Origin of the sequence: Bacillus sp. B28, assembly GCF_029536185.1 — a bacterium.
GTDB classification, from domain to species: domain Bacteria; phylum Bacillota; class Bacilli; order Bacillales; family Bacillaceae; genus Bacillus; species Bacillus halotolerans.
On record NZ_CP120511.1, the window covers coordinates 3119943 to 3144617 of the forward strand.

Annotated in this window: 26 protein-coding genes; 20 read left to right on the plus strand and 6 right to left on the minus strand. The window is 44.4% G+C overall.

Annotated elements, in window-relative coordinates:
* Positions 1 to 64: 64 nt before the first annotated feature.
* The 3 genes from P3L57_RS15590 (at position 65) to kapB (ending at position 3072) form a co-directional block, all read left to right on the plus strand.
* Positions 65 to 1228: a MalY/PatB family protein gene (locus P3L57_RS15590; protein WP_059292655.1), complete on the plus strand. Its 1164-nt coding sequence runs from the start codon at positions 65 to 67 to the stop codon at positions 1226 to 1228.
* Between the two features lie 125 nt (positions 1229 to 1353).
* Positions 1354 to 2640: a sensor histidine kinase gene (locus tag P3L57_RS15595; protein ID WP_277617449.1), complete on the plus strand. Its 1287-nt coding sequence runs from the start codon at positions 1354 to 1356 to the stop codon at positions 2638 to 2640.
* Positions 2641 to 2685: 45 nt separating this feature from the next.
* Entirely contained in the window at positions 2686 to 3072 is a 387-nt protein-coding gene (kapB, locus tag P3L57_RS15600) for a kinase-associated lipoprotein KapB (RefSeq protein ID WP_059292653.1), read from the plus strand.
* Positions 3073 to 3098: 26 nt separating this feature from the next.
* Here the strand turns inward: kapB and kapD are convergent, their stop codons facing one another.
* Together kapD and P3L57_RS15610 are read right to left on the minus strand one after the other, a co-directional pair.
* Positions 3099 to 3716, minus strand: coding sequence for a 3'-5' exonuclease KapD (kapD, locus tag P3L57_RS15605; protein ID WP_024122659.1), 618 nt, complete (start codon positions 3714 to 3716; stop codon positions 3099 to 3101).
* A gap of 77 nt (positions 3717 to 3793) precedes the next feature.
* Positions 3794 to 3997: a hypothetical protein gene (locus tag P3L57_RS15610; RefSeq protein WP_044160312.1), complete on the minus strand. Its 204-nt coding sequence runs from the start codon at positions 3995 to 3997 to the stop codon at positions 3794 to 3796.
* Between P3L57_RS15610 and P3L57_RS15615 the strand changes: the two genes are divergently transcribed.
* The 3 genes from P3L57_RS15615 (at position 3900) to P3L57_RS15625 (ending at position 7509) form a co-directional block, all read left to right on the plus strand.
* The gene (locus P3L57_RS15615; RefSeq protein ID WP_348650179.1) at positions 3900 to 5108 is read left to right on the plus strand and encodes a multidrug efflux MFS transporter; all 1209 of its coding nucleotides are present in this window, start codon (positions 3900 to 3902) and stop codon (positions 5106 to 5108) included. The two genes, P3L57_RS15610 and P3L57_RS15615, sit on opposite strands and share 98 nt — an antisense overlap.
* Positions 5109 to 5200: 92 nt before the next feature.
* On the plus strand, positions 5201 to 7075 hold the full coding sequence (locus tag P3L57_RS15620) for a transglycosylase domain-containing protein (RefSeq protein ID WP_083244502.1): 1875 nt from the start codon (positions 5201 to 5203) through the stop codon (positions 7073 to 7075).
* A 20-nt stretch (positions 7076 to 7095) separates the two neighbouring features.
* Positions 7096 to 7509, plus strand: coding sequence for a thiol-disulfide oxidoreductase DCC family protein (locus P3L57_RS15625; RefSeq protein ID WP_059292652.1), 414 nt, complete (start codon positions 7096 to 7098; stop codon positions 7507 to 7509).
* 17 nt (positions 7510 to 7526) lie between these two features.
* Here P3L57_RS15625 and P3L57_RS15630 read toward each other — a convergent pair whose 3' ends face one another.
* The gene (locus tag P3L57_RS15630; protein WP_059292651.1) at positions 7527 to 8084 is read right to left on the minus strand and encodes a YufK family protein; all 558 of its coding nucleotides are present in this window, start codon (positions 8082 to 8084) and stop codon (positions 7527 to 7529) included.
* 177 nt (positions 8085 to 8261) lie between these two features.
* On the opposite strand from P3L57_RS15630, the gene maeL reads away from it, so the two are divergent.
* The 7 genes from maeL to maeN all read left to right on the plus strand — a co-directional run bounded on the left by maeL (position 8262) and on the right by maeN (position 17278).
* Positions 8262 to 9863 (plus strand): two-component system sensor histidine kinase MaeL, encoded by a 1602-nt coding sequence (maeL, locus tag P3L57_RS15635; protein ID WP_059292650.1) that lies wholly within the window; start codon positions 8262 to 8264, stop codon positions 9861 to 9863.
* On the plus strand, positions 9856 to 10563 hold the full coding sequence (gene maeM, locus P3L57_RS15640; RefSeq protein ID WP_024122665.1) for a two-component system response regulator MaeM: 708 nt from the start codon (positions 9856 to 9858) through the stop codon (positions 10561 to 10563). The genes maeL and maeM overlap by 8 nt, the downstream gene beginning before the upstream one ends.
* A 471-nt stretch (positions 10564 to 11034) precedes the next feature.
* Complete coding sequence (gene nupN / locus P3L57_RS15645) at positions 11035 to 12114, plus strand: guanosine ABC transporter substrate-binding protein NupN (RefSeq protein ID WP_044158926.1); 1080 nt, start codon at positions 11035 to 11037, stop codon at positions 12112 to 12114.
* Between the two features lie 132 nt (positions 12115 to 12246).
* Positions 12247 to 13779, plus strand: a complete 1533-nt coding sequence (locus tag P3L57_RS15650) for an ABC transporter ATP-binding protein (protein WP_069486986.1) — start codon at positions 12247 to 12249, stop codon at positions 13777 to 13779.
* Positions 13772 to 14818, plus strand: coding sequence for an ABC transporter permease (locus tag P3L57_RS15655; protein ID WP_059292648.1), 1047 nt, complete (start codon positions 13772 to 13774; stop codon positions 14816 to 14818). The genes P3L57_RS15650 and P3L57_RS15655 overlap by 8 nt, the downstream gene beginning before the upstream one ends.
* Positions 14819 to 15778 (plus strand): guanosine ABC transporter permease NupQ, encoded by a 960-nt coding sequence (gene nupQ, locus P3L57_RS15660; protein ID WP_024122669.1) that lies wholly within the window; start codon positions 14819 to 14821, stop codon positions 15776 to 15778.
* A gap of 153 nt (positions 15779 to 15931) precedes the next feature.
* On the plus strand, positions 15932 to 17278 hold the full coding sequence (maeN, locus tag P3L57_RS15665; protein WP_069486985.1) for a sodium/malate symporter MaeN: 1347 nt from the start codon (positions 15932 to 15934) through the stop codon (positions 17276 to 17278).
* Between the two features lie 36 nt (positions 17279 to 17314).
* Here the strand turns inward: maeN and P3L57_RS15670 are convergent, their stop codons facing one another.
* Entirely contained in the window at positions 17315 to 17530 is a 216-nt protein-coding gene (locus tag P3L57_RS15670; RefSeq protein ID WP_044158933.1) for a hypothetical protein, read from the minus strand.
* A 234-nt stretch (positions 17531 to 17764) separates the two neighbouring features.
* Here P3L57_RS15670 and P3L57_RS15675 point away from each other — a divergent pair, with 234 nt between their 5' ends.
* The 7 genes from P3L57_RS15675 to mnhG are packed head-to-tail and all read left to right on the plus strand — an operon-like array spanning position 17765 to position 23533.
* On the plus strand, positions 17765 to 20170 hold the full coding sequence (locus P3L57_RS15675; RefSeq protein ID WP_069486984.1) for a Na+/H+ antiporter subunit A: 2406 nt from the start codon (positions 17765 to 17767) through the stop codon (positions 20168 to 20170).
* Positions 20163 to 20594, plus strand: a complete 432-nt coding sequence (locus tag P3L57_RS15680; RefSeq protein ID WP_024122673.1) for a Na(+)/H(+) antiporter subunit B — start codon at positions 20163 to 20165, stop codon at positions 20592 to 20594. Before P3L57_RS15675 ends, P3L57_RS15680 begins: the two co-directional genes overlap by 8 nt.
* Entirely contained in the window at positions 20594 to 20935 is a 342-nt protein-coding gene (locus tag P3L57_RS15685; RefSeq protein ID WP_044158938.1) for a Na(+)/H(+) antiporter subunit C, read from the plus strand. Before P3L57_RS15680 ends, P3L57_RS15685 begins: the two co-directional genes overlap by 1 nt.
* The gene (locus tag P3L57_RS15690; protein ID WP_069486983.1) at positions 20928 to 22409 is read left to right on the plus strand and encodes a Na+/H+ antiporter subunit D; all 1482 of its coding nucleotides are present in this window, start codon (positions 20928 to 20930) and stop codon (positions 22407 to 22409) included. The genes P3L57_RS15685 and P3L57_RS15690 overlap by 8 nt, the downstream gene beginning before the upstream one ends.
* Before the next feature lie 5 nt (positions 22410 to 22414).
* Positions 22415 to 22891, plus strand: a complete 477-nt coding sequence (locus P3L57_RS15695) for a Na+/H+ antiporter subunit E (protein WP_044158941.1) — start codon at positions 22415 to 22417, stop codon at positions 22889 to 22891.
* A complete protein-coding gene (locus tag P3L57_RS15700; protein ID WP_024122677.1) occupies positions 22891 to 23175 on the plus strand; it encodes a Na(+)/H(+) antiporter subunit F1 in 285 nt (94 codons plus the stop codon). The genes P3L57_RS15695 and P3L57_RS15700 overlap by 1 nt, the downstream gene beginning before the upstream one ends.
* Positions 23159 to 23533 carry a monovalent cation/H(+) antiporter subunit G gene (mnhG, locus tag P3L57_RS15705; RefSeq protein WP_059292644.1) on the plus strand — a complete coding sequence of 125 codons (375 nt, stop codon included), beginning with the start codon at positions 23159 to 23161 and terminating at the stop codon, positions 23531 to 23533. The genes P3L57_RS15700 and mnhG overlap by 17 nt, the downstream gene beginning before the upstream one ends.
* Positions 23534 to 23571: 38 nt before the next feature.
* Here mnhG and P3L57_RS15710 read toward each other — a convergent pair whose 3' ends face one another.
* Entirely contained in the window at positions 23572 to 23952 is a 381-nt protein-coding gene (locus tag P3L57_RS15710; RefSeq protein ID WP_069486982.1) for a hotdog fold thioesterase, read from the minus strand.
* A 17-nt stretch (positions 23953 to 23969) separates the two neighbouring features.
* Positions 23970 to 24614: a two-component system response regulator ComA gene (comA, locus tag P3L57_RS15715; RefSeq protein WP_024122680.1), complete on the minus strand. Its 645-nt coding sequence runs from the start codon at positions 24612 to 24614 to the stop codon at positions 23970 to 23972.
* Positions 24615 to 24675: the final 61 nt, after the last annotated feature.

Here is a 24675-nt window from a genome sequence, read left to right on the forward strand (position 1 = left end):
TTTGCAGATCTATTTTATCATAGTTACGCTAAGAAAAATAAACATACATAAGAGGTGGAACAGAATGAACTTTGATAAACAAGAACAGCGCCTCGGCACCCAATCCGTCAAATGGGACAAGACAGGCGAATTGTTCGGCGTGACAGACGCGCTCCCGATGTGGGTGGCGGATATGGATTTTCGTGCGCCGGAAGCCATAACAGAAGCATTAAAACAGCGCCTGGAACAAGGAATTTTCGGATATACAGCTCCAGATCAAAAAACAAAAGATGCAGTGTGTGCATGGATGCATAACCGGCACAGCTGGAAGGTGAACCCGGAAAGCATTACATTCAGTCCCGGTGTTGTCACAGCTTTGGGCATGGCGGTTCAGGCTTTTACAGAACCAAAGGATCAAGTGATTGTCCAATCCCCTGTCTACACCCCTTTTTACCATATGATTGAGAAAAACGGCCGGCGTATTTTACATAATCCGCTTAAAGAAAAAGACGGAACATATGTAATGGATTTTGAAGATTTGGAGACAAAAATCAGTGATCCGAGCGTCAAAATGTTTATTTTATGCAATCCGCATAACCCTTCAGGGCGTGCCTGGGGCCGGGACGATTTGCTGAAGCTCGGCGAATTATGCCTTGAACACGGCGTTACAGTCGTTTCAGATGAAATTCATTCCGATTTGATGCTCTACGGAAATACCCATACACCGTTTGCCTCTCTTTCTGATGATTTCGCTGAGATTTCTGTGACTTGCGCAGCACCGAGCAAAACGTTTAACATCGCGGGTTTGCAGGCGTCAGCAATCATTATTCCAGACCGGCTGAAGCGCGCTAAATTTTCAGCAAGCCTGCAGCGAAACGGTTTAGGCGGATTAAACGCGTTTGCCGTGAGCGCAATCGAAGCCGCTTACACAAAAGGCGGGCCGTGGCTTGACGAACTGATTTCATATCTTGAGAAAAATATGGATGAGGCGGCAGCCTTTTTGATCAGCGAGCTCCCGAATGTCAAGATGATGAAGCCTGATGCGTCTTACCTGATCTGGCTCGATTTCCGCGCATACGGCCTGTCTGATGCAGAGCTGCAGCAAAAGATGCTGCACAAAGGGAAAATTATTTTGGAGCCCGGCACGAAGTACGGCCCTGGCGGAGAAGGATTTATGCGTTTGAATGCAGGATGCCCTCTGGCAACCTTGCAGGACGGACTGCGCCGGATAAAAACAGCGTTAGAGTAAAGATTCGTCACAAACGCCTTTACGCATCAATCGTAAAGGCGTTCTTTATAAAGAAATTTTGTATATTACTTCTTATGATAAGTGTTATAATAGATTCATATTTTATACGAAAGGATTTCACTCGAATGGAAATTCTAAAAGACTATCTCCTGCATATTTGCTTTATTTTGTTTCCCATTCTTCTTTACCAAGTGTTTTGGCTTGGAAAACCGTCAATCCTTGTACCAAAAATCAACAACGGATTGGTCACGTTATTTGCATGCGGCGCCTCCGTTTTATGCATTATCTTCCCTATACAGGAAATGGACTACATCCAATACGGTCTTCAAATCATTCCTGTCATCATTTGTTTATTTTACATAAACACTGCTTCCGGGCTAACAGTCGCTGCATCCGTCTTATGTTTTGAACTGCTGTTTTTTGAGCCTTCCGCCATTTATGTTTTCACTTTGCTGCCTTTTCATATCATCATCCCAATTTTGCTTCAAAAAAAGTGGCCATTCATGTCCAAAGCGAGAAAACTGCTGCTGTCTTTATTCATCGGTTGCTTGGAGATCTTCTTATTTTTCGCCTCCATCTTGGTTTTTTCCGCCGTGAATATTTTAAATTTTCAAAATTCAGAATCCTTATATTATGAGGCAGCTGTATCGGGTTTGTTCCGCTGCATCGTTCTTCTTTTAAGCATTTATATTATAGAAAGCATCGCAGAAAATATCGCCCTGCGTTCCCAGCTTATTCATTCGGAAAAAATGGAGATTGTGAGTGAACTTGCGGCAAGTGTGGCTCATGAAGTTAGAAATCCGCTGACAGTTGTCCAGGGATTTGTCCAGCTGCTTTTTAATGATGAATCCTTTCAAAACAAATCCAGTGCGGATTATAAAAAACTTGTGCTGTCAGAGCTTGACCGGGCTCAGGGCATTATTACAAATTATCTTGATATCGCCAAACAGCAATTATATGAAAAAGAGATTTTTGATTTATCTTCTCTTATCAGAGAGACGAGCTCCCTCATGATTTCGTATGCCAATTACAAATCTGTGACAGTTGAGGCGGACGCCGAGCCGGACCTTTTGGTATACGGGGATGCAACAAAGCTGAAGCAGGCTGTGATCAACCTCATGAAAAACAGCATTGAAGCCGTCCCCCCGGGTAAAGGGGTCATCCAAGTTTCAGCCAAAAGAAGCGGCCATATGATCGTAATCAAAATCTCAGATAACGGTGTCGGCATGACGGATCACCAAATGCAGAAGCTGGGTGAACCTTATTATTCTTTAAAAACGAACGGAACAGGACTTGGACTGACTGTGACGTTTTCCATCATTGAACATCATCACGGAACCATTTCGTTCAGCAGCAGCTTTCAAAGAGGAACCATTGTGACGATCAAGCTCCCCGCGGACCTTCCTCACTAGCAAATCAATTGGAACTTTTATAGAATGAATGCGAGGTGATAACAGATGAGTACATTTGAGAAAGGCTCTATCGTAAAAGGATTTTACAAAACAGGTGTATACATAGGAGAAATAACAGATTGCAGACCGCAGCATTATTTAGTCAAAATCAAGGCGGTTCTTACCCATCCCGCTCAAGGAGACCTTCACAATCCAAAACAGGCAGATGTGCCGTTTTTCCATGAGAGAAGAGCGCTCGCTTTCGGCGAACAGACCAATATCCCTCATCATATGGTGAAGCCCTATGACAGTGAAGTGCCGGATTATAACGAGTCTTTGCGGGAAGCGGTTGCACAGCTGAGAGCCAAACTGACCAGAGATGATTCAGAATGGGCAAAGCGCTCACTGAACAATCTGGACGTTTTAGAAAAAGAATACTTTACCCGGCCATAACCCAGTCTGACGAAAGATTGGGTTTTTTATGTGGCGCGCCGGAACAGTTCAGATAAATCAATCCTCTCGCCGATTGTCGGCGGTTTAGGTTTTTCAAGATACTGCTTATCCTGCTCGACAAGCTTAAAAAGCTTATAGGCTGTAAGAGCATCGTCAAGCGCCTTATGATGGGTGCCGGTTCCTTTATCTCCATACTCTTCCGCGGCCTTCCACAAGCCGGTCAGTGTCCGGTCTCCAAAAAAGTTTTTATATTCAAGCGATAAATCTCTCATCTCCCCTTTAAAAGGGAAAGGAATATGGTTAAACATACAATTTTGCTTCAGCACTTTCATATCCATGTTTCCCCACGTGATGATCGTGCAATTTTTTTCAGGATCAAGCTCATTTAATTTACGGATAAAGTCCTCGAACCTCATCCCCTCATCTACCTGGTTTTGCGTAATGTTTAAAAATGATCTGCAGCGCTTCGTCAGCTTGGGGAATTTTTTCGGCCTGATATAACTCGAAAACGTCTCAACTACTTCACCATTAACCGACTTTACAATTCCTGCTTCAATGATTTCCGGAAAAAAATTTTGCGGACTGTATTTTCCTTCGGGCATCGTAAATTCGAAATCAATAATGAGTAAGTTGCCTGCCTCCACTATTTTCACACCTGCCTTTCCTCCGATCAGAAGAATGCTATCTTTATAGTATATCAATTCTCCTTCTCTTCATTTCTTCATTTTCTAAAAATAATGAATTTTCCCAGCCGCATTGTTTCTTTTAAATGGTGCACTGTTTCTTTATAATTAGTAAGGAACCCGAAATAATAAGAAGGTGATGTTATTTCTATCCGCAAGAAAAACTTTGTCATTGTGTGGCTGGCGAATTTCTTTGTATCAGCCAGCACAACGATGATCGTCCCTTTTCTCTCCTTGTATATTGAGACGCTCAGCACCTTTTCCAACGGCTTTGTGCAAAGGTGGAGCGGTTATGTGTTCGGCATTACGTTTTTAATGGCTTTTTTGGTATCCCCATTCTGGGGGCGGTTCGGAGACAAACGCGGTTACAAGAAAATCCTTTTGACAACCGGAACCGGCATTGCCGTCAGCATTTTATTAATGGGCTTTGTCACGTCGGTTTATCAATTGTTTTTTCTGCGTATGGCAATGGGGCTTGTAACCGGATTTATCCCGACATCCCTTGCAATGATTTCCGCGCAGACGCCTAAAAGCTCAGCCGGCAAAACGCTTGGCACGCTCCAAATGGGGCAAGTGTCCGGAAGCTTGTTCGGCCCGCTTTTGGGAGGCGTTCTTGCTGACCACTTCGGTTTTACGTATACCTTTTTTATCACATCCTTTGTGATTTTCTTAGCCGTTCTTCTCGTGTTATTCGGGGTCAAAGAACAGCCGCTCACAGAGAAGATAAATAAACGTCAGTCTTATACGAGAAAAGAAGTGCTCTCCTATATTTTTCACCAGCCCGCGCTTTGGGTCATGATGCTGTTAACCATGCTGATTCAAACAGGAAATTTCAGTATCCAGCCGTTGCTCGCTTTATATGTAAACGAGCTGCACGGATCTGACAATCTGGCCTTTTTCTCCGGCATGGCATTTTCGGCAACCGGACTCGGCAGTTTGCTGCTGGCAAGAAAATGGGGAGATTTAGGAGACCGCTACGGCCACCGCCGCATTTTAATCGGGCTTTTAATCGCCGCCTCTTTATTTTTTATTCCGCAGGCACTCGCTTCTTCATTCAGTGTGCTGCTTGTTTTCAGGTTTTTATTCGGGATGGCGATGGGCGGCCTTCTGCCATGCATCACGGCGGCGATCCGCGTTCAGGCTCCCGGCTCCATCCAGGGAGAAGTCCTCGGCTACAATGTCAGCTTTCGCTTTTTAGGAAACGTTCTCGGACCTCTTCTCGGCGGTATTATTTCGAGTCACTTCAATATCTCTGCAGCCTTTTATGTCACAGCATTTCTCTTTTTCGCAGGTGCCTGCCTGCTTTGGATCATGAAGAAATTTCAAAAAGAATCGTATGCCAAAGCAAGCTGATTCTCAGCAAAAATTGAGGAGTCTTCTAAATTTAACCTTCTCGTAAACTCAAAAGAATGGTACGATATGGCTAGAATTTAGGAGAAAAGAGAGTGACCATGTTACGAAAAATGATCGGATGGATTTTGCTCCTTTGCATAATCCCATTGTTTGCATTTACAGTTATCGCTTCCGGAAAAGAAGTAAAACAAATGAAGTCCCTGGATCAGGTGCTTGATAAGAATATTGATTTGAAAGAGATCAGCCTTGTTCAGAACAGCTACATGTACGACAGGGACGGGTCTCTGGTCTCGGAAATCGTCAGCGATGATGAGAACCGTGTGCTGGTTCCCTTCAAGAAGATTCCCGAAGAAGTCAAACAGATATTTTTAACTTCCGAGGACCGCCATTTTTACGAACATAAAGGCTTTGACTTTATGGGGATGGTGCGGGCGGCCGCTTCCAACGTGAAGGACAAAAAGATTGACCAGGGGGCCAGCACCATCACACAGCAGCTTACAAGAAACTTGTATTTGAGCCATGAGCGCTCCTTCAGTCGCAAACTGACTGAGCTCGCGTACTCCTATCAGCTTGAGAAAAAGTATACGAAAAATGAGATTCTTGAAGCCTACCTAAATACGATTTATTTTAATAACGGCGTTTATGGCGTCGGATCAGCTGCTGAATTCTATTTCAGCAAACCGCTGAAATCTCTCACACTGGGAGAAATGGCTTTTATTTGCGCTATACCTAATAACCCTACATTATATGATCCTCTCAAGCATTTTGACTACACGAAAAGCCGTCAAGAACGCTTGCTTAAAGGGTTAAAAAATGCCGGAGTCATTACAGACAAAGAGCTGAAAAAAGCCGTAAAACAAAAAATCAAACTGGATGTCGAAGAGAAAGAAGACAAATATCCGGACTACGTTTCCTACGTAAATGATGAATTCACTCAACTAGTGTCTGAATCCGAAGGCTTTGATAAGCGTCTTCAAAAAGCGTCAGGAAAACAAAAAGATAAGATAGAAAACGAGCTGTCCGCCAGAGTCAGCACACTTCTGAAAGACGGCGTAAAAATTTATACCGCACTTGATCCATACATGCAAAATCAAGTCGTGGCACAAATGAATTCGAAGCTTCCGTATGCGGGCGTACAGGGCGGAGCGGCTGTGATTAATCACCAGACGCATCAAGTTGTCGCTCTATCCGGCGGCAAAAACTATCGCAAGTATGATTTTAACCGTGCCTACCAAGCATACAGACAGCCAGGGTCATCCATTAAGCCGCTTCTGGATTACGGACCTTATATTGAACAGACAGGTGCGACGGCAAGCAGCACAATTGATGCCGGCAAATTTTGCAGCAGAGACTACTGTCCGCAAAACTACAATAACCGCACATACGGCACAGTAACGCTCGATACAGCGTTTAAAAACTCGTATAATACACCGGCCATCAGAATGCTGGACCGTGTTGGCATCCAAAAAGCATTCAGCTATATTGAGCCGTATCATTTTTCAAAGCTTGTCAACAGCGACTATCTTCTGCCGGCGGCGCTTGGCGGATTTACACACGGCATGACGCCTCTTGAGATGACAAAGGCGTATACAACATTCGGCAACAGCGGAAGCTACTCGCCGAGCCACGCGATTACAAAAGTGACGGATTTAAAAGGAAAAACGATTTATAAATGGAATGACAAAGCGACACAGATATTCAGCGTCCGCACAAACATGCAGCTGAAAAAACTGATGTCTTCCGTTGTCAAAAGCGGGACAGGGAAAAAAGCATATTTCAAAGCGCCTTATATCGGCGGTAAAACGGGAACCTCAAATGATTATCATGATATGTGGTTCGTCGGCCTGACAGATACGTACACAATGGGTGTCTGGGTCGGAAAAGATACACCGAGCAGCGTTGAATACCTTCACAGTATCAGCCCTCAGCTTTCCATCTGGAAAGGAACGCTGCAGGCAGCTTATTAAAGAATCGGAGGGGATCTGCAGTGACATCAAAACAAATTCCAAATCGCGTATTGCTGTTTGACGGTGTGTGCAACTTATGCAACGGTGCCGTTCAATTTATCATAAAGCGTGATCCAAACGGTTTGATTTCATTTGCATCGCTTCAATCGGAAACAGGACAGAGCCTGCTGAAAAAAAGCGGGCTTCCGACTGAGCATTTTGACAGCTTTGTCTTTATTGAAGACGGCCAGGTTTACACTAAGTCAACTGCAGCCATAAAGGTTTTCAGGCATCTGCGGGGCCCGTGGCGGCTCTTCGTCCTGTTTTTTGCAGTGCCGAAACCTGTCAGAGATATGCTCTATTCTTTTATTGCCAAAAACCGCTATAAGTGGTTCGGCAAAAAAAATGAATGTATGCTCCCCTCCCCCTCTATAAAAAATAGATTTTTACCATAAACGAAAAAATGGCTAGCTTACACAGGTAAGCTAGCCATTATGCTATTATAAAGCTTGATAAATATGAACAGAATACCGATAACAAATGTAAACCAAAACAGCAGTTCCAACAGAATGAATCCGACCAATGACATGATAGAAAGTGTTGAATAAATCCGGTAAACAACGAACACAAAGTAAGCAAGTGTAACAACTGCAAACCAGATCACAATCCAGATGATATTTTGCAATAGCACAAAGGATAAGATCCCGCCGCCTAAATATATGATAGAGCCCATTCTGACTGTTTTCAGGTTGTTTCCTTCCGGATCATTTGTGAAAAACAGCAGTGACAGCTCAGTCACGGTATTTGCAATTAATTTCAGAGCGGACAGAACCATAAAATATAAAAGTGCAAAGGCCGCAAATAACGCAAGTCTGATTCCTTTCTCTGAGAAGTAATCAAGCATCCCATCGTACATTCCAAATGAAGACAGCATCTTCAATGCATAGAGTGAAGTTGAAATGGATAAAGACGAACTAAAAAGCAGGATCGCAATCAGCGGAAAGTATCCTGTCAAATAAGTATTTTTCATATAAAAAAGTCCCTTTCTGTAATCTACCTCATTTATTATGGAGGACTTAAAACACATTGACAAGATAAATTATTCCATTTTTTCTCCTTTTTACGAATTACGGTCCCAAATCTTCACAAAGCGGGATTTTGAGAGTAAAGTAGTACGCAGGAATCATAAAACGTAAGGAAGTTTTATATGAAAAAAACATTAAAACTGCAAACCAGACTCACCATATTTGTCTGTATCGTCGTGTTAATCGCACTGCTCATCACCTTTTTTACCGTCGGTGCCCAAACCTCTAAAAGGATACGTGATCAGGAAAGAGACACAGCGCTGCAAACGGCTGAAATGGTTGCCGACGCACCGATTACTGCCTCCGCTTTGGAGAGCGGAAAAAACCAGAAGGAACTGCTCAGCTACACACTGGACGTCCAGAAAATTACCGGCACAGAATTTGTCGTTGTCATGGATATGAACGGCATTCGCAGAACCCATCCGGACCACAGCAAAATCGGAAAAAAATTCAGGGGCGGAGATGAAGCCGAAGTATTAAAAGGACATGTCCATATCAGCACCGCCTCAGGCACGCTTGGGAAATCCCAGAGAGCGTTCGTGCCAGTCTACGCCAAGAATGGAAAACAAGTCGGAGCCGTTGCAGTCGGCATCACAGTGAATGAAATTGACGAAGTCATCAGCCACAGCTTACGGCCGCTCTATTTTATTATTTGCGTTAGTATATTCGTCGGCGTCATCGGAGCTGTTATCGTTGCACGTACGGTGAAAAATATCATGTACGGACTTGAACCATATGAAATCGCGACACTTCTTCAAGAACGGAGCGCCATGCTTGAATCAACGAAAGAAGGCATACTCGCTGTCGATGAACACGGTAAAATCAAGCTTGCCAATGCGGAAGCAAAGCGCCTTTTCATTAAAATGGGCATAGAAACAAATCCCGTCGATCAGGATGTCAATGACATCCTGCCGAAGAGCCGTCTGAAAAATGTCATTGAGACCCGAAAGCCTCTTCAAGACAGAGATGTGCGCATTAACGGATTAGAGCTTGTGTTTAATGAAGTGCCCATCCAGCTGAAAGGACAAACCGTCGGAGCGATTGCGACATTCCGGGACAAAACCGAGGTAAAACATTTAGCTGAACAGCTTTCCGGTGTTAAAATGTATGCAAACGCACTGAGAGCACAGTCTCATGAATTTATGAACAAACTGCATGTGATACTAGGTCTCGTCCAGCTGAAAGAGTATGATGATCTTGGAGATTATATTAAAGATATTGCCATTCAGCAAAAATCAGAAACGAGTGAAATCATAAATGATGTCAAAAGCTCCGTGCTGGCCGGATTTCTGTTGGGAAAACAGAGCTACATACGAGAGCAGGGCGCAAATCTCGATATTGAATGCAGCGGGGTTATTCCAAACGCAGCAGATCCTTCAGTCATTCATGAACTGATTACGATTATCGGAAATCTCATCAACAACGCCTTGGACGCTGTTGCCAATATGCCGAAAAAACAAATCACGATGTCCATGCGTTTTCATGACAAGATATTGGACATCGAAATTACCGATACAGGAGCCGGCATGTCCGAAGAAGACCAAGCCAAGGTATTCGAACAAGGCTATTCAACAAAGGGCAAAAACCGGGGATTCGGCCTTTATTTCACCCAGCAGAGCATGGAGAATTTAAAGGGCCAAATGATTATCACCAGCGAAAAAAATGAAGGAACCACATTCAGTCTTCGCATCCCGTACGAACCGAAGGAGGAAAACCATGATTAATGTACTAATAGTTGAAGATGACCCCATGGTGGGTGAATTAAATAAACGATATTTAAGCCAAATAGAAGGCTTTCAGCTGAAAGGAATCGCCTCTTCCTTTCAAAGCGCTCTGCATATTTTAGGAGAGCATCACATCGATCTCATTTTGCTTGATATTTATATGCCGGGCAAAAACGGGCTTGAGCTGCTGACGGAATTGAGAGCCCAAAATGAAGCGGTTGACGTGATTGTCATCTCTGCGGCAAGCGAGCTGGACGTCATCAAAAAAACACTTCGTTACGGAGCTGTGGATTACTTAATCAAACCGTTTGAATTTGAACGTTTTCAGACTGCCCTTTCTGATTACAGACGAAAACAAAAAGTGTATTCCACCCATCGAAACATGAGCCAAAAAGAATTGGACGCGGAACTGTTTCATAAGAAGGAAGCGACAGAAAAAGTGCACCTGCCAAAAGGGCTGACAAAAAGCACGCTGAAGCTGATTTGGTCCAGCATTCAATCCTTTGAAAACGAGTCCTTTACGACAGAAGACCTGGCAAATCATACTGAAATATCTCAAGTATCCATCCGAAAATACTTAAAATTCCTTGAAGATATACAGGTTCTGAATGTCGAAATGGCGTACGGAACGATCGGAAGACCGGTGTTTCAGTACAATGTCAATACAGGCAACCTTAACGGAATTAAGCAATATTTATAAAAAAACGCACTGTTCATGTCGAGCAGTGCGTTTTTTTCTGTCACATCTCTTGCCAAGGTGCTTGAACCTTTCGCCAATAAGCTATACAAGAATAATAAAGGACTTTTTTGCATATTTGAGTATATAATTCTAAAAATACTTATTTTTTAAAAAATAATGCGCAATTCTATTTATTTCTTGTAAGTAAAATGATAAATTATGAGTGGTTAGTTGATCCCTAGACTAAGTCATAAGTCACACTTCAGAAAGAGATGTCACGGTTTTCCGCCCGGAACACCTTCAACATCCTTCTCTTCCCCGCCTTTCGAAGGAAACACTCACACCACACTTATTAAGGGAAGATCAGAACTGTCTCAGCTCATTCTAATTGTTATTATCTGAAAATTTCATCGATTCTAATAATTGAGTGAGGCATCCCATCTCATGACTGACCGGATCAGCTCAGGCCAAATTTTACTGGGGGGTTATATCTTGAATAAACGCAAAATCGGATTGGCGATGTCACTTGTAATCGCAGCGGGCACCATTTTAGGAGCATGCGGAAACAGCGAAAAAAGCAGCGGAAACAGTGAGGGCAAAAACAAATTCAGTGTGGCGATGGTCACCGACATTGGCGGGGTGGATGACAAATCCTTTAACCAATCAGCATGGGAAGGCATCCAAGCCTTCGGTAAAGATAATGGTCTGGAAAAAGGAAAAAACGGATACGACTACCTGCAATCTAAATCAGATGCAGATTATACAACAAACTTAAATAAATTAGCACGTGAGAATTTCAACTTGATCTATGGCGTTGGTTATTTGATGGAAGATTCAATCAGTGAAATCGCCGATCAGCGCAAAAATACAAACTTTGCGATTATTGACGCAGTCGTCGATAAAGACAACGTCGCAAGCATTACGTTTAAAGAGCAGGAAGGCTCATTTCTTGTCGGAGTGGCCGCAGCCTTAACAAGCAAATCAGGAAAAATCGGATTTGTGGGCGGCATGGAATCCGAGTTAATCAAAAAATTCGAAGTCGGTTTCCGTGCAGGGGTTCAGGCCGTAAAACCTGACGCAACTGTCCAGGTGAAGTATGCGGGCGGATTCGATAAAGCGGACGTTGGAAAAGCAACTGCCGAGAGCATGTATAAATCAGGCGTTGATGTAATTTACCACTCCGCAGGCGCCACCGGCACAGGTGTCTTTACAGAAGCCAAGAACCTGAAAAAAGAAGACCCGAAGCGTGATGTTTGGGTGATCGGAGTCGATAAAGATCAATACGCAGAAGGCCAAGTAGAAGGAACAGACGATAACGTCACCCTTACTTCCATGGTCAAAAAGGTTGATACAGCAGTTGAAGATTTAACGAAGAAAGCAAGCGAAGGCAAATTCCCCGGCGGAGAAACGCTTACATACGGACTTGATCAAGACGGAGTCGGCATTTCTTCCTCTAAACAAAACCTATCGGATGATGTAATCAAAGCAGTTGATGAGTGGAAGAAAAAAATCATCGACGGATTAGAAGTGCCGGGAACAGAGAAAGAGCTGAAAAATTTCAAAGCTGAATAAGAATCGCGGGGATAAGGAGAAGAGCCCTTATCCCTTGTTTTTCTTTCAGAGCAAAGCTGCACATGTCCTTGCGGCTTTGCTATTGCCAGTCTCTTATTTAAAAGCATCTTGAAAAAAGGAGCGGTCAATTCTGTGGAATATGTCATTGAAATGCTCAATATACGCAAGGAGTTTCCCGGTATCGTCGCAAATGACAACATTAATCTTCAGGTCAAAAAAGGCGAAATCCACGCACTGCTCGGTGAAAACGGAGCGGGAAAATCAACTTTGATGAACGTCCTTTTCGGGCTTTATCAGCCAGAAAAGGGAGAAATTCGGGTCCGCGGTGAGAAGGTGCACATCAACAGCCCGAACAAAGCGAATGATCTCGGAATCGGCATGGTGCATCAGCATTTTATGCTTGTCGATACATTTACAGTTGCTGAAAACATTATTCTCGGGAAGGAGCCGAAAAAGCTCGGGCGGATTGACCGAAAACGGGCTGTCCGAGAGGTTCAGGACATTTCCGACCGATACGGACTTCAAATTAATCCCGAGGCAAAAGTAGCTGACATATCCGTCGGCATGCAGCAGCGTGCAGAAATTTTAAAAACCCTCTACCGCGGGGCTGACATTCTGATTTTTGATGAACCGACAGCTGTGCTGACGCCTCATGAAATCAAAGAGCTCATTCAAATCATGAAGAACCTCGTCAATGAGGGAAAATCAATTATTTTAATTACCCATAAACTGAAAGAAATCATGGTTGTTTGTGACCGCGTTACCATTATCCGCAAAGGAAAAGGCATCAAATCACTGGATGTCCGGGATACAAATCAAGACGAGCTCGCCAGTCTGATGGTCGGACGCGAGGTATCGTTCAAAACAGAAAAAAAAGCGGCTCAGCCGGGATCTGAAGTGCTGGCGATTGACAGAATCACTGTAAAAGATACTCGCGGAGTAGAAGCTGTAAGGAATTTATCGCTTTCTGTCAATGCCGGAGAAATTGTCGGCATAGCCGGCGTTGACGGAAACGGACAGTCAGAGCTGATTGAAGCGATTACAGGACTCCGAAAAACGGAGTCTGGAACCATTTCCTTAAACGGAAAACAGATACAAAACCTGACGCCGAGAAAAGTAACGGAATCCGGAATCGGGCATATTCCACAGGACCGCCATAAACACGGCCTCGTTTTGGATTTTCCGATCGGTGAGAATATCGTCCTCCAAAGCTATTACAAAAAGCCTTATTCAGCATTCGGTGTTTTACATAAAGGCGAAATGTATAAGAAAGCACGCAGCCTGATCAGCGAGTACGATGTCAGAACCCCCGATGAATATACACACGCGCGGGCATTGTCAGGCGGAAACCAGCAAAAAGCAATTATCGGAAGGGAAATTGACCGAAATCCTGACTTGTTAATCGCCGCCCAGCCGACTCGCGGTCTTGATGTCGGAGCGATTGAATTTGTCCATAAAAAACTCATTGAACAGCGTGATGCCGGAAAAGCCGTTCTTCTTCTATCGTTTGAGCTGGATGAAATCATGAATCTCAGTGACAGAATCGCCGTCATTTTTGAAGGCAGCATCATATCCAGCGTCAATCCGCTGGATACGACTGAGCAAGAGCTCGGCCTCTTGATGGCGGGAAGCACGCAAAAGGAAGCGGGGAAAGCAAATGGTTAAACGACTCTCTCATTTACTCGTGCCGCTCATTGCAATCATGCTCGGCTTGCTGGCCGGTGCACTTATTATGCTTGCGAGCGGATACAGTGTGATCAGCGGCTATTCCGCTTTATGGAATGGGATATTTGGAGAAATCTATTACATCGGTGAAACCGTCCGGCAGATTACACCTTATATTTTATCCGGATTAGCTGTTGCTTTCGCGTTCCGAACTGGGCTTTTCAATATCGGGGTAGAGGGACAGCTTCTAGTGGGCTGGACAGCTGCCGTTTGGGTCGGAACGGTGTTTGACGGACCGGCATATATTCATATGCCGCTTGCACTGATCACAGCGGCTGCAGCAGGCGGTTTATGGGGATTTATTCCCGGCTTTTTAAAAGCACGGTTCTATGTTCATGAGGTCATTGTCACCATTATGATGAATTATATCGCGCTGCATATGACCAATTATTTGATTTCAAAAGTCATGACAGACAATCAGGATAAGACGGAAAAAATTCACGAATCGGCCTCACTGCGCTCGCCGTTTCTTGAGCAGCTTACGGATTATTCAAGGCTTCACTGGGGGATCGTCATCGCCCTTCTCGCAGCTGTTGTTATGTGGTTTATGATTAACAAAACAACGAAAGGCTTTGAGCTTCGGGCAGTCGGATTCAACCAGCACGCGTCCCAGTACGCCGGTATGAGCGTGCGGAAGAATATTATGACCTCCATGCTCATTTCAGGAGCTTTTGCAGGCCTTGCAGGTGCCATGGAAGGTCTGGGAACGTTTGAATACGCAGCTGTCAAAGGCGCATTTACCGGCGTCGGCTTTGACGGTATTGCCGTCGCTCTTCTGGGCGGGAACACTGCGGTCGGTGTTGTGCTTGCGGCAGCTTTGCTTGGCGGCCTCAAAATCGGGGCTTTAAATATGCCAATTGAATCAGGCGTACCTTCTGAGGTTGTCGATATTGTGATTGCCATTATCATTCTGTTTGTTGCTTCAAGCTATGCCATTCGTTTTGTCGCGGATAAATTGAAGAAAAAGGGGGCGAACTAAGTGGACTTTCTGCAGATTGTATCAATCATTGTCCCTGCCACACTCGTATACGCAGCCCCGCTTATTTTAACCGCTCTCGGCGGCGTATTTTCCGAGAGATCAGGCGTCGTCAATATCGGCCTTGAAGGCCTCATGATTATCGGAGCATTCACCAGTGTTTTATTCAATTTATTTTTAGGCCCTGAATTGGGAGCCGCAGCACCTTGGCTTTCGCTCATTGCCGCTATGGCAGCCGGCGCGCTGTTTTCACTGATTCACGCGGCAGCGGCGATATCGTTTCGCGCTGATCAGACAGTCAGCGGCGTCGCCATTAATATGCTGGCGCTTGGGGCTACTTTATTTATCGTAAAGCTGATTTACGGAAAAGCGCAAACTGACAAAATTCCCGAGCCTTTTTATAAAACAAGTATTCCCGGCTTGAGCGACATCCCCGTATTGGGAAAAATCTTCTTTTCAGATGTCTATTATACGTCTATTCTCGCAATTGTCCTGGCCTTTATTTCGTGGTTTATCTTGTTTAAAACCCCGTTCGGCCTCCGTATTCGTTCCGTCGGAGAACATCCGATGGCGGCCGATACTATGGGGATCAATGTTTACAAAATGCGCTATATCGGCGTGATGATCAGCGGATTGTTCGGCGGCCTCGGGGGCGGCGTATATGCGTCAACGATTGCTCTCGACTTTACGCACTCTACCATTTCCGGGCAAGGCTTTATCGCACTCGCCGCCCTTGTATTCGGAAAATGGCATCCGATCGGCGCACTCGGCGCTGCCCTGTTTTTCGGATTCGCGCAAAGCTTAAGCATTATCGGCTCACTGCTCCCTCTTTTTAAGGACATACCGAATGTATATATGCTGATTGCCCCTTACGTATTAACCATTCTCGCCTTAACCGGCTTTATCGGGCGCGCAGATGCGCCAAAAGCAAATGGTGTGCCTTATATCAAAGGAAAACGGTAACCATATCTCCCTGGGAAGCGGCTTCTCAGGGATTTTTCCTGCTTCAAAATACCCAATTATTTTAGTTGTTTATTAATTATTTAACTTAAAAAAATATTCTTTGTTAGCGCTTTCTTGTAGACTGTAACAAACAATACATGGGGGTGTATGACAATGGGAGCAATTCACAAAACAGAGGAAGTTTTACCTGAGCACAAAGACACACAGGAGAAAAGCCTGTTTAAGAAAATATGGACTTGGGAAATCGGCGTGATTCCTCTCCCATTATATACAGCATTAGCTGTCATTATTATTCTTGCGGCCTATTACAACGAGCTGCCTGCAAACATGCTGGGCGGTTTTGCCATCATTATGATTTTAGGTGTCTTTCTTGGCGATATCGGCCAGCGGATTCCGATTTTAAAGGATATTGGCGGTCCTGCTATTTTATCTTTGTTTGTGCCATCTTTTTTAGTTTTTTATAATGTGTTGAATCCATCATCATTAGATGCTGTAACCAATTTAATGAAAACGTCTAACTTTCTTTATTTCTATATCGCTTGTCTTGTTGTAGGAAGCATTCTTGGAATGAACAGAACTGTTTTAATACAGGGATTCATCAGAATGTTCGTTCCTTTAGTAGCGGGCACAATTGCGGCGATTGCGGCCGGCGTGCTCGTCGGATTCATCTTCGGCTACAGTGCCTATGATTCCTTTTTCTTTGTCGTTGTGCCGATTATTGCCGGGGGAATAGGGGAAGGAATTTTGCCGCTCTCGATTGCTTATTCGCAAATATTGGGGTCTTCCGCTGATGTGTATGTGTCGCAGCTGGTTCCTGCCGCTATCATTGGAAACGTTTTTGCTATTATCTGTGCTGCTTTAATGAAAAAACTGGGCGAAAAACGTCCTGACCTAAACGGCAATGGGCGTCTCGTCAAATCTAAGAAAGCGAACGATATTTTCAATCAAAAAGAGGCTGAAGCTAAAATTGACTTTAAACTGATGGGAGCCGGAGTCCTGCTCGCTTGTACGTTTTTTATTTTCGGCGGTTTACTGGAGAAATTCATCTTCATCCCGGGCGCTATTTTAATGATTATTTCAGCAGCTGCAATCAAATATGCTAATATCCTTCCGAAAAAAATGGAGGATGGCGCGTACCAGCTTTATAAGTTTATTTCATCAAGCTTTACATGGCCGCTTATGGTAGGCCTCGGGATTCTCTTTATCCCTTTAGATGACGTGGCGTCTGTGATTTCTATTCCGTTTGTCATCATTTGTATTTCAGTTGTCGTTGCCATGATTTCTTCCGGATATTTTGTAGGCAAGCTGATGAACATGTACCCTGTTGAATCCGCAATCGTTACCTGCTGTCACAGCGGTCTCGGCGGAACGGGAGATGTCGCCATTTTGTCCGCTTCAGGAAGAATGGGCCTTATGCCATTCGCCCAAATTTCTACCCGCCTCGGCGGAGCTGGAACTGTCATTTGCGCGACGATTTTACTTCGCTTTTTCACTTCATAATCAGAAAAAGAGTTCCGTCTAAGACGGAACTCTTTTTTATTTAGTCACAATCCGCATATACTCCCTGGGCCCAAACGGCCTATCCTTAGATTCCGCCTCACTCATTTTAGTTGACAGGTGGTGCTCCAATAAATACAGTTCCCAATCATCATTGTCTGCCACACGGGCACGGCCGTCATATTGATTCAGCATGAATGCCCCTGCACATATCGAGCAGAATAAACCTGAGCACATAAGGACCTTTCTCTTCACAATGATCAGCTCCTTACATACAGCTTGATCAGGAGCGATTTTAAATATACAAATGACCTGATTTTTGTTAAACTTATTTTAAGGTCAAAAGAACTTGTAAAATTCATTCGCGGCAGGTTGAAGCATGGCGGCTTCCAAAAAAGTGCGATATAATTTGGACTGGGTCGTTTGACCGTATATTCTAATGATTTATACATAGAACAGGTTTCAATTAAAGAAAAGGAGGTCTTGTCTTTGCAGCTCTTACATTTTGCTATTTTATCGCCTTTTGTATTTGCTTTTATCATTCCCTTTCTGGCAAAATACGCAAAAAGAGTGCATACGGGCTGGTTTGTTCTGATCCTGCCCGTCTTGCTGTTTATATACTTTCTTCCAATGATCAGAATGACTCAGTCGGGAGAAACATTACGATCGGTATTGGAGTGGATTCCTTCATTAGGCATTAACTTTACCGTTTATGTAGACGGTCTCGGACTGCTATTCGCCTTACTGATAACGGGGATCGGCTCGTTGGTCACTCTTTACAGTATTTTTTATTTATCGAAAGAAAAAGAACAGCTTGGGCCTTTTTATGTCTATTTATTAATGTTCATGGGGGCTATGCTCGGTGTTGTTCTTGTTGACAACGTCATGGTCCTCTACATGTTTTGGGAGCTTACCAGCCTTTCGTCCTTTTTGCTGATCGGATATTGGTACAAGCGTGAAAAATCTCGCTACGGCGCCGCAAAATCGCTCTTGATTACGGTAAGCGGCGGACTGTGTATGCTGGGAGGATTCATTCTCCTTTATCTGATCACAGATTCATTCAGTATCAGAGAAATGATCAATCAGGTTCAGTTGATTGCCGGCCATGATCTATTTATTCCGGCGATGATTTTGATTTTACTAGGCGCATTTACAAAGTCCGCCCAGTTTCCTTTTTACATTTGGCTGCCTGACGCCATGGAAGCGCCGACGCCTGTCAGCGCGTATCTCCATTCAGCCACGATGGTCAAAGCGGGAATTTATGTGATTGCAAGATTCAGCCCTATTTTCGCCTTTTCAGCTCAGTGGTTTTGGATTGTTTCTCTCGTCGGGATTTTCACCATGGTTTGGGGTTCATTCCATGCCGTCAAACAAACCGACTTAAAATCCATTTTGGCGTTTTCAACCGTCAGCCAGCTCGGCATGATCATCTCGATGCTTGGTGTCAGCGCTGCAGCCCTGCATTACGGCCATACAGAATATTACACAGTTGCCGCCATGGCTGCCATTTTCCATCTCATCAACCATGCTACCTTTAAAGGAAGCTTGTTTATGGCAGTCGGCATCATTGATCATGAAACAGGCACGCGGGACGTCAGAAAGCTCGGCGGACTGATGGCGATCATGCCGATTACATTTACGATTTCCTTGATTGGCACATTTTCAATGGCTGGTCTCCCGCCGTTTAACGGATTTTTGAGTAAAGAAATGTTTTTCACCAGCATGCTTCGTGTGACACATGTCGATTTGTTCAACGTCCAGACGTGGGGAGCGCTGTTCCCTGTCCTCGCTTGGGCAGGAAGTGTGTTTACATTTATCTACAGCATGAAACTGCTGTTTAAAACATTTAAAGGCAATTATCAGCCTGAAAAACTCGAAAAACAGGCTCATGAAGCGCCGATTGGAATGCTCGTATCACCTGTCATTCTTATTGCGCTCGCTGTCAGTCTCTTCTTTTTCCCGAATATATTGTCCTACAGCTTGATAGAGCCTGCGATGAATTCAATCTATCCGACACTGCTGGACAGCCATGAGAAGTTTCATGTTCATATTTCGCAGTGGCACGGGTTTACAGCCGAAGTTCTGATGACACTGGGCATTATCGCTGTCGGTACGATCGGATACTTGACGATAAACAAGTGGAAAGGGATCTATAAGCTGTTTCCATCGAAACTCACGCTCAATCGGTTATACGAGAAGCTCCTGACCATCATGGAAAAAGGCTCTTATCGAGTGACAAAACAATATATGACCGGATTTTTGCGGGATTATCTTCTGTATATCTTCGCTGGATTTATCATTCTGATGAGCGGGGCTCTCGTTTTGAAAGGCGGATTTTCCTTTACAACTGAGGGTATGGCGAAAATCGGCATATACGAAATGATTCTGACACTTGTCATGATCAGCGCGACAGCGGCGACTGTATTCGCCCGATCCAGACTGACGGCAATTATTTCACTTGGTGTTGTCGGTTATACGCTTGCATTGTTTTTTGTTATTTTCAGAGCGCCCGATTTGGCTTTGACCCAGCTGGTCATTGAGACGATTTCCGTCGCCCTGTTTCTGCTTTGTTTTTATCATTTGCCGAAACTGCGGCTGAAAAAGAAAACGAGAACATTCCGAATGACAAACTTTATCATTGCTTTAGGAGTCGGCATTATTGTCACCCTGCTCGGTATTGCATCCTCAAGCCAGCGGACAAAAGACAGTATCGCCTCCTTCTTTACAAAGCACAGCCACGATCTTGGCGGAGGAGATAATGTCGTCAATGTCATTCTCGTTGATTTCAGGGGCTTTGATACAATGTTTGAAATTACGGTATTAACGATTGCCGCTCTCGGCATTTACAGCATGATTAAAACAAAAGTAAAAGAGGAGGGGAAAAGCGGTGAATGAACAAAAAACAAATGACTTGATTCTTCAAACCGTGACAAAGCTTGTATCATTTATCATTTTGCTTTTCTCTTTCTATTTATTTTTATCGGGGCATAACGCCCCTGGAGGAGGCTTTGTCGGCGGACTGATCACGTCCTCTTCCATCGTTCTATTGCTCTTGGCTTATGATTTAAAAACCGTGCGTTCCATTTTGCCGGTTAATTTCATTTACGTCGCGGGAGCCGGTCTTCTGCTCGCTGTCTTAACAGGAGTTGGCTCCTTTGTCTTCGGGGCGCCCTTCTTAACCCACACATTCGGTTACTTTCATCTGCCGATTTTAGGGAAAACGGAGCTTGCCACGGCGACGCTTTTTGATTTAGGTGTTTATCTTGTTGTCGTAGGCATTACGATGACCATTATTCAAACGATTGGAGAGGAAGAATAATGGAAATCTTAATGGCTGTTACAGCCGGTATTATTTTTATGGCTGCTACGTATTTGCTGCTGTCTAAAAGCCTGCTTCGGGTCATTATCGGAACAGCGCTTTTGAGCCACGGCGTTCATTTAATGCTTTTAACTATGGGAGGATTAAAAGAAGGCGCCGCTCCGATTTTGAGCGAGCATGCCAAGTCATTTGTCGATCCGCTTCCGCAAGCCCTGATTTTGACGGCTATTGTCATTTCATTTGGAGTTACATCCTTCATCCTCGTCATGGCGTTTCGGGCCTATCAGGAATTGAAATCGGACGATATGGATCAAATGAGGGGAAATGATCAACATGAATAATTTTGTTATATTGCCAATTCTGATCCCGCTCCTGTCCGCCATTCTGCTGATTTTCATGAACAAACACATCATGCTCATGCGGATCTTCAGCACTGCGGCATCCGTACTCGGGATTGTGATCAGCGTTTTACTCGTACAGACTGTTTTTACAAACGGCATTCAGACACTGAGTTTGGGCGGCTGGAGAGCCCCCTACGGAATTGTGCTTGTTGCAGATCAATTTGCCAGCCTGCTTGTTCTCACCACAGCAGTCATCGGCTTATTGGTTGTGCTTTATTCTTTCCGTTCTATCGGTGAAAAACGGGAACGTGCCTTTTATTACTCCGGCGTGCAGTTTTTGCTGGCTGGTGTAAGCGGAGCGTTTTTAACAGGCGATTTATTTAATATGTACGTATTTTTCGAGCTTCTGCTTATTGCTTCTTATATGCTGATTGTATTAGGCGGCACAAAAATTCAGCTGCGGGAGTCGCTTAAATACATTGTGTTTAATATCGTGTCATCAGCATTGTTTGTCATCGGCGTCGGCTTTTTATACGCGGTGACCGGCACATTAAACATGGCGGATTTAAGTGTGAGAATCAGCGAATCCGGACAAACTGGGCTGATTACTGTAATCGGTGTCCTGTTACTCATCGTGTTTGGTATGAAGGGCGGGATCTTCCCCCTCTACTTTTGGCTTCCCGGCTCTTATTACGCGCCGCCGGCAGCCATCTCCGCATTGTTCGGCGCATTGCTGACCAAGGTCGGATTATATGCGATCACAAGAGTGTTCACACTGATTTTCATTCATGATACAGCGTTTACCCACCAGCTGATGATATGGCTCGCGGCTCTCACTGTCATCTTCGGTGTCATCGGTTCACTTGCCTATCAGAATGTCATGAAAATCGTGATCTATAATATTATTACCGCTGTCGGCGTTATTTTGTTCGGTGTTGCAGTTCAAACGCCCGCATCCATTCAAGGTGCGATTTACTACCTGATTCACGACATGCTGATTAAAGGCGCATTATTTATGCTAGCAGGCACGCTGATCGCTTTGACAGGCACAGCAAGCCTGCAACGAATGGGCGGGCTGATCAAGCGATACCCCGTTCTTGGATGGATGTTCTTCATGTCGGCTGTATCTCTTGCCGGCATCCCGCCTCTCAGCGGATTTGTAGGCAAATTTAAAATTGCAGAAGGCGGCTTCGCTGAAGGTGAATTTACGATTTCCATGCTGATCCTGCTTTCAAGCCTGCTCGTCCTGTATTCCGTGTTAAGAATCTTTATCCATGCGTTTTGGGGCGAAGAAAAAGAAACACCAAAGCAAAATCTTAGAACAGCTAAAGGGCTTCTATATCCGGCAGCTATTTTTCTCTTCCTGTCTCTTCTCTTCGGATTAGGTACAGAATGGGTGTCACCGTACGTTGATCAAGCGGCCGAGACTTTGCTGAATCCGGAAAAATATATTGAAGCTGTTTTGAAGGAGTAGATCGCATGGCATTTCAAATTTTATTAAATGTGTTTCTCGCTTTTTGCTGGATGTTCCTGAGCAATGACGCAAGCGCTGCCGGATTCATCACAGGCTTTATCCTGGGAATGATCTCTCTCTTCTTCTTCCGGCGCTTCCTTGCTCATCCGTTTTATCTATGGAAAATGTTTTCGATTATCAAACTTTTTTTGATCTTTATAAGGGAATTATACCTTGCCAACGTCAGTGTGCTGAAAACAGTCCTGTCACCAAAACTGGATATCAAACCAGGCATATTCGCATTTAAAACAGAGCTGACAAAGGATTGGGAAATCACCCTGCTTTCACTGCTTATTACATTAACGCCGGGAACATTGGTCATGGATATTTCCGATGACCGGACCATTCTCTATATTCACGCGATGGATATTGAGGATGCGGAAAAAGCGATTTTTGATATTCGTGAGTCATTTGAAAAAGCCATACAGGAGGTGAGCCGCTGATGTTTACGTTAATCCTTCAAATCGCGCTCGGCATTATGGCGGTGTCCACCCTGTTGTATGTCGTTCGTGTCATCAAAGGGCCGACTGTTCCTGACCGGGTTGTGGCTCTGGATGCAATCGGCATTAATCTGATAGCGATGACAGCGCTTGTCTCCATCCTGCTGAATACGAGTATTTTTCTTGATATCATATTATTGCTGGGTATTTTGTCTTTTATCGGAACCATTGCGTTTTCTAAGTTCTTAGAGAAAGGAGAGATTATCGAAAATGATCGTGATCGCTAAAATAGCAGTGGCGATATTTATCCTAATGGGGGCGCTAATCTGTCTTGCGGCTTCCTTCGGGACGCTTCGCCTTCCCGATATGTACACACGCTCTCACGCTGCTTCTAAAGGCTCAACGTTAGGGGTAAATATGATTTTGCTCGGTGTCTTCTTCTTTTTGTGGTTTATAACAGGAGAGATATCAGCAAAAATTCTGCTCGGGATTTTCTTTATCTTTATTACGACGCCGGTCGGGGGACACTTGATCTGCCGAGCTGCGTACAACTCTGGCGTCAAGCTGGATGAAAGAAGTGTACAGGATGACTATAACGGCATCAGAAACTTTGTGATTAAACGAAAAGAGGATTCTTACCTATAAAAATGAGCAGCCGGACAGGCAGAGTTCCGGCTGTTTTTTTATTTTGTGATGACAGCCAGCGTGCATCTGGATATACAGATCAGCCTCTCTTGCTCGTCATAAATGTGAATCTGATACACAATGGTCGTTCTGCCTTTATGAACGGGCTCGGCTACCGCCTTTACCGTTCCTTCCTTGACAGATTTCAGATGATTGGCGTTAATCTCCAAACCGACACAAGCTTGTGTACGAGAATCGATTAGATGCTGGGCACCCACGCTCGCCGCAGTTTCCGCAAGAGCGACTGAAGCGCCTCCATGCAAATAACCAAAGGGCTGGACGGTCCGGTGATCCACCGGCATCACTGCCACGCAGCGTTCCGCTGTGTTTTCTACTATTTCAATTCCCAGCGCGCCAAGCAATGTATGTTTCATATCCATAGTTTTAACTCCCTTATTTAAAGCACACCGTCTGATTTTGCAATCAACACCGCTTCCGTCCTGGAACCGACATTAAGCTTGTTGAAAATCGACGTCAGGCTGTATTCGATGGACCGCTTGCTTAAATGAAGCGCATCTGCAATTTCTTGGTTGGTAAAACCTTTTTCAACTTCTTGAAGAATCAGGCATTCTCTTGGTGTGAGCACATCTTGTTCTTTTTGAGAGGAAGGGGCCGGCTTTGTTTTTTGCTGAGTCATCAGCTGTTTAAAGTAAGCGAAATCGACTAAAATGTCTCCGTTGAGCACGTGATATATGTATTGGGTGATCTTTTCCTTTGATTCGGTTTTGCTGATGGCGCCGTGCAGACCCGCACGAATCGCTTCCTCAAAATAATCCTCGACCTCATAACCGGTATATACGATAATTTTACAATGAGGATTCTCTTGTAAAATCTGTTTAGAAAGCTCCATCCCATTGACATCGCCGCCTAAGTTCAAATCCATTAAGATGAGATCATATGATGAGAAATCATGCTGGTGTATGAACTGTTCGCTGGGTTCAGGACTGAGACAATCAACAGACAAATTCGAATCCGTTTCCAAAATTGTCTTGGTGCCTTCCATGACAGCCGGATGGTCATCAATCACTAGTATCTTTTTCATGTTTTCCTCCCTTTTACTCACTCATTTCCATTTTATAAAAAAGACTTGGCTTCTGCCAAGT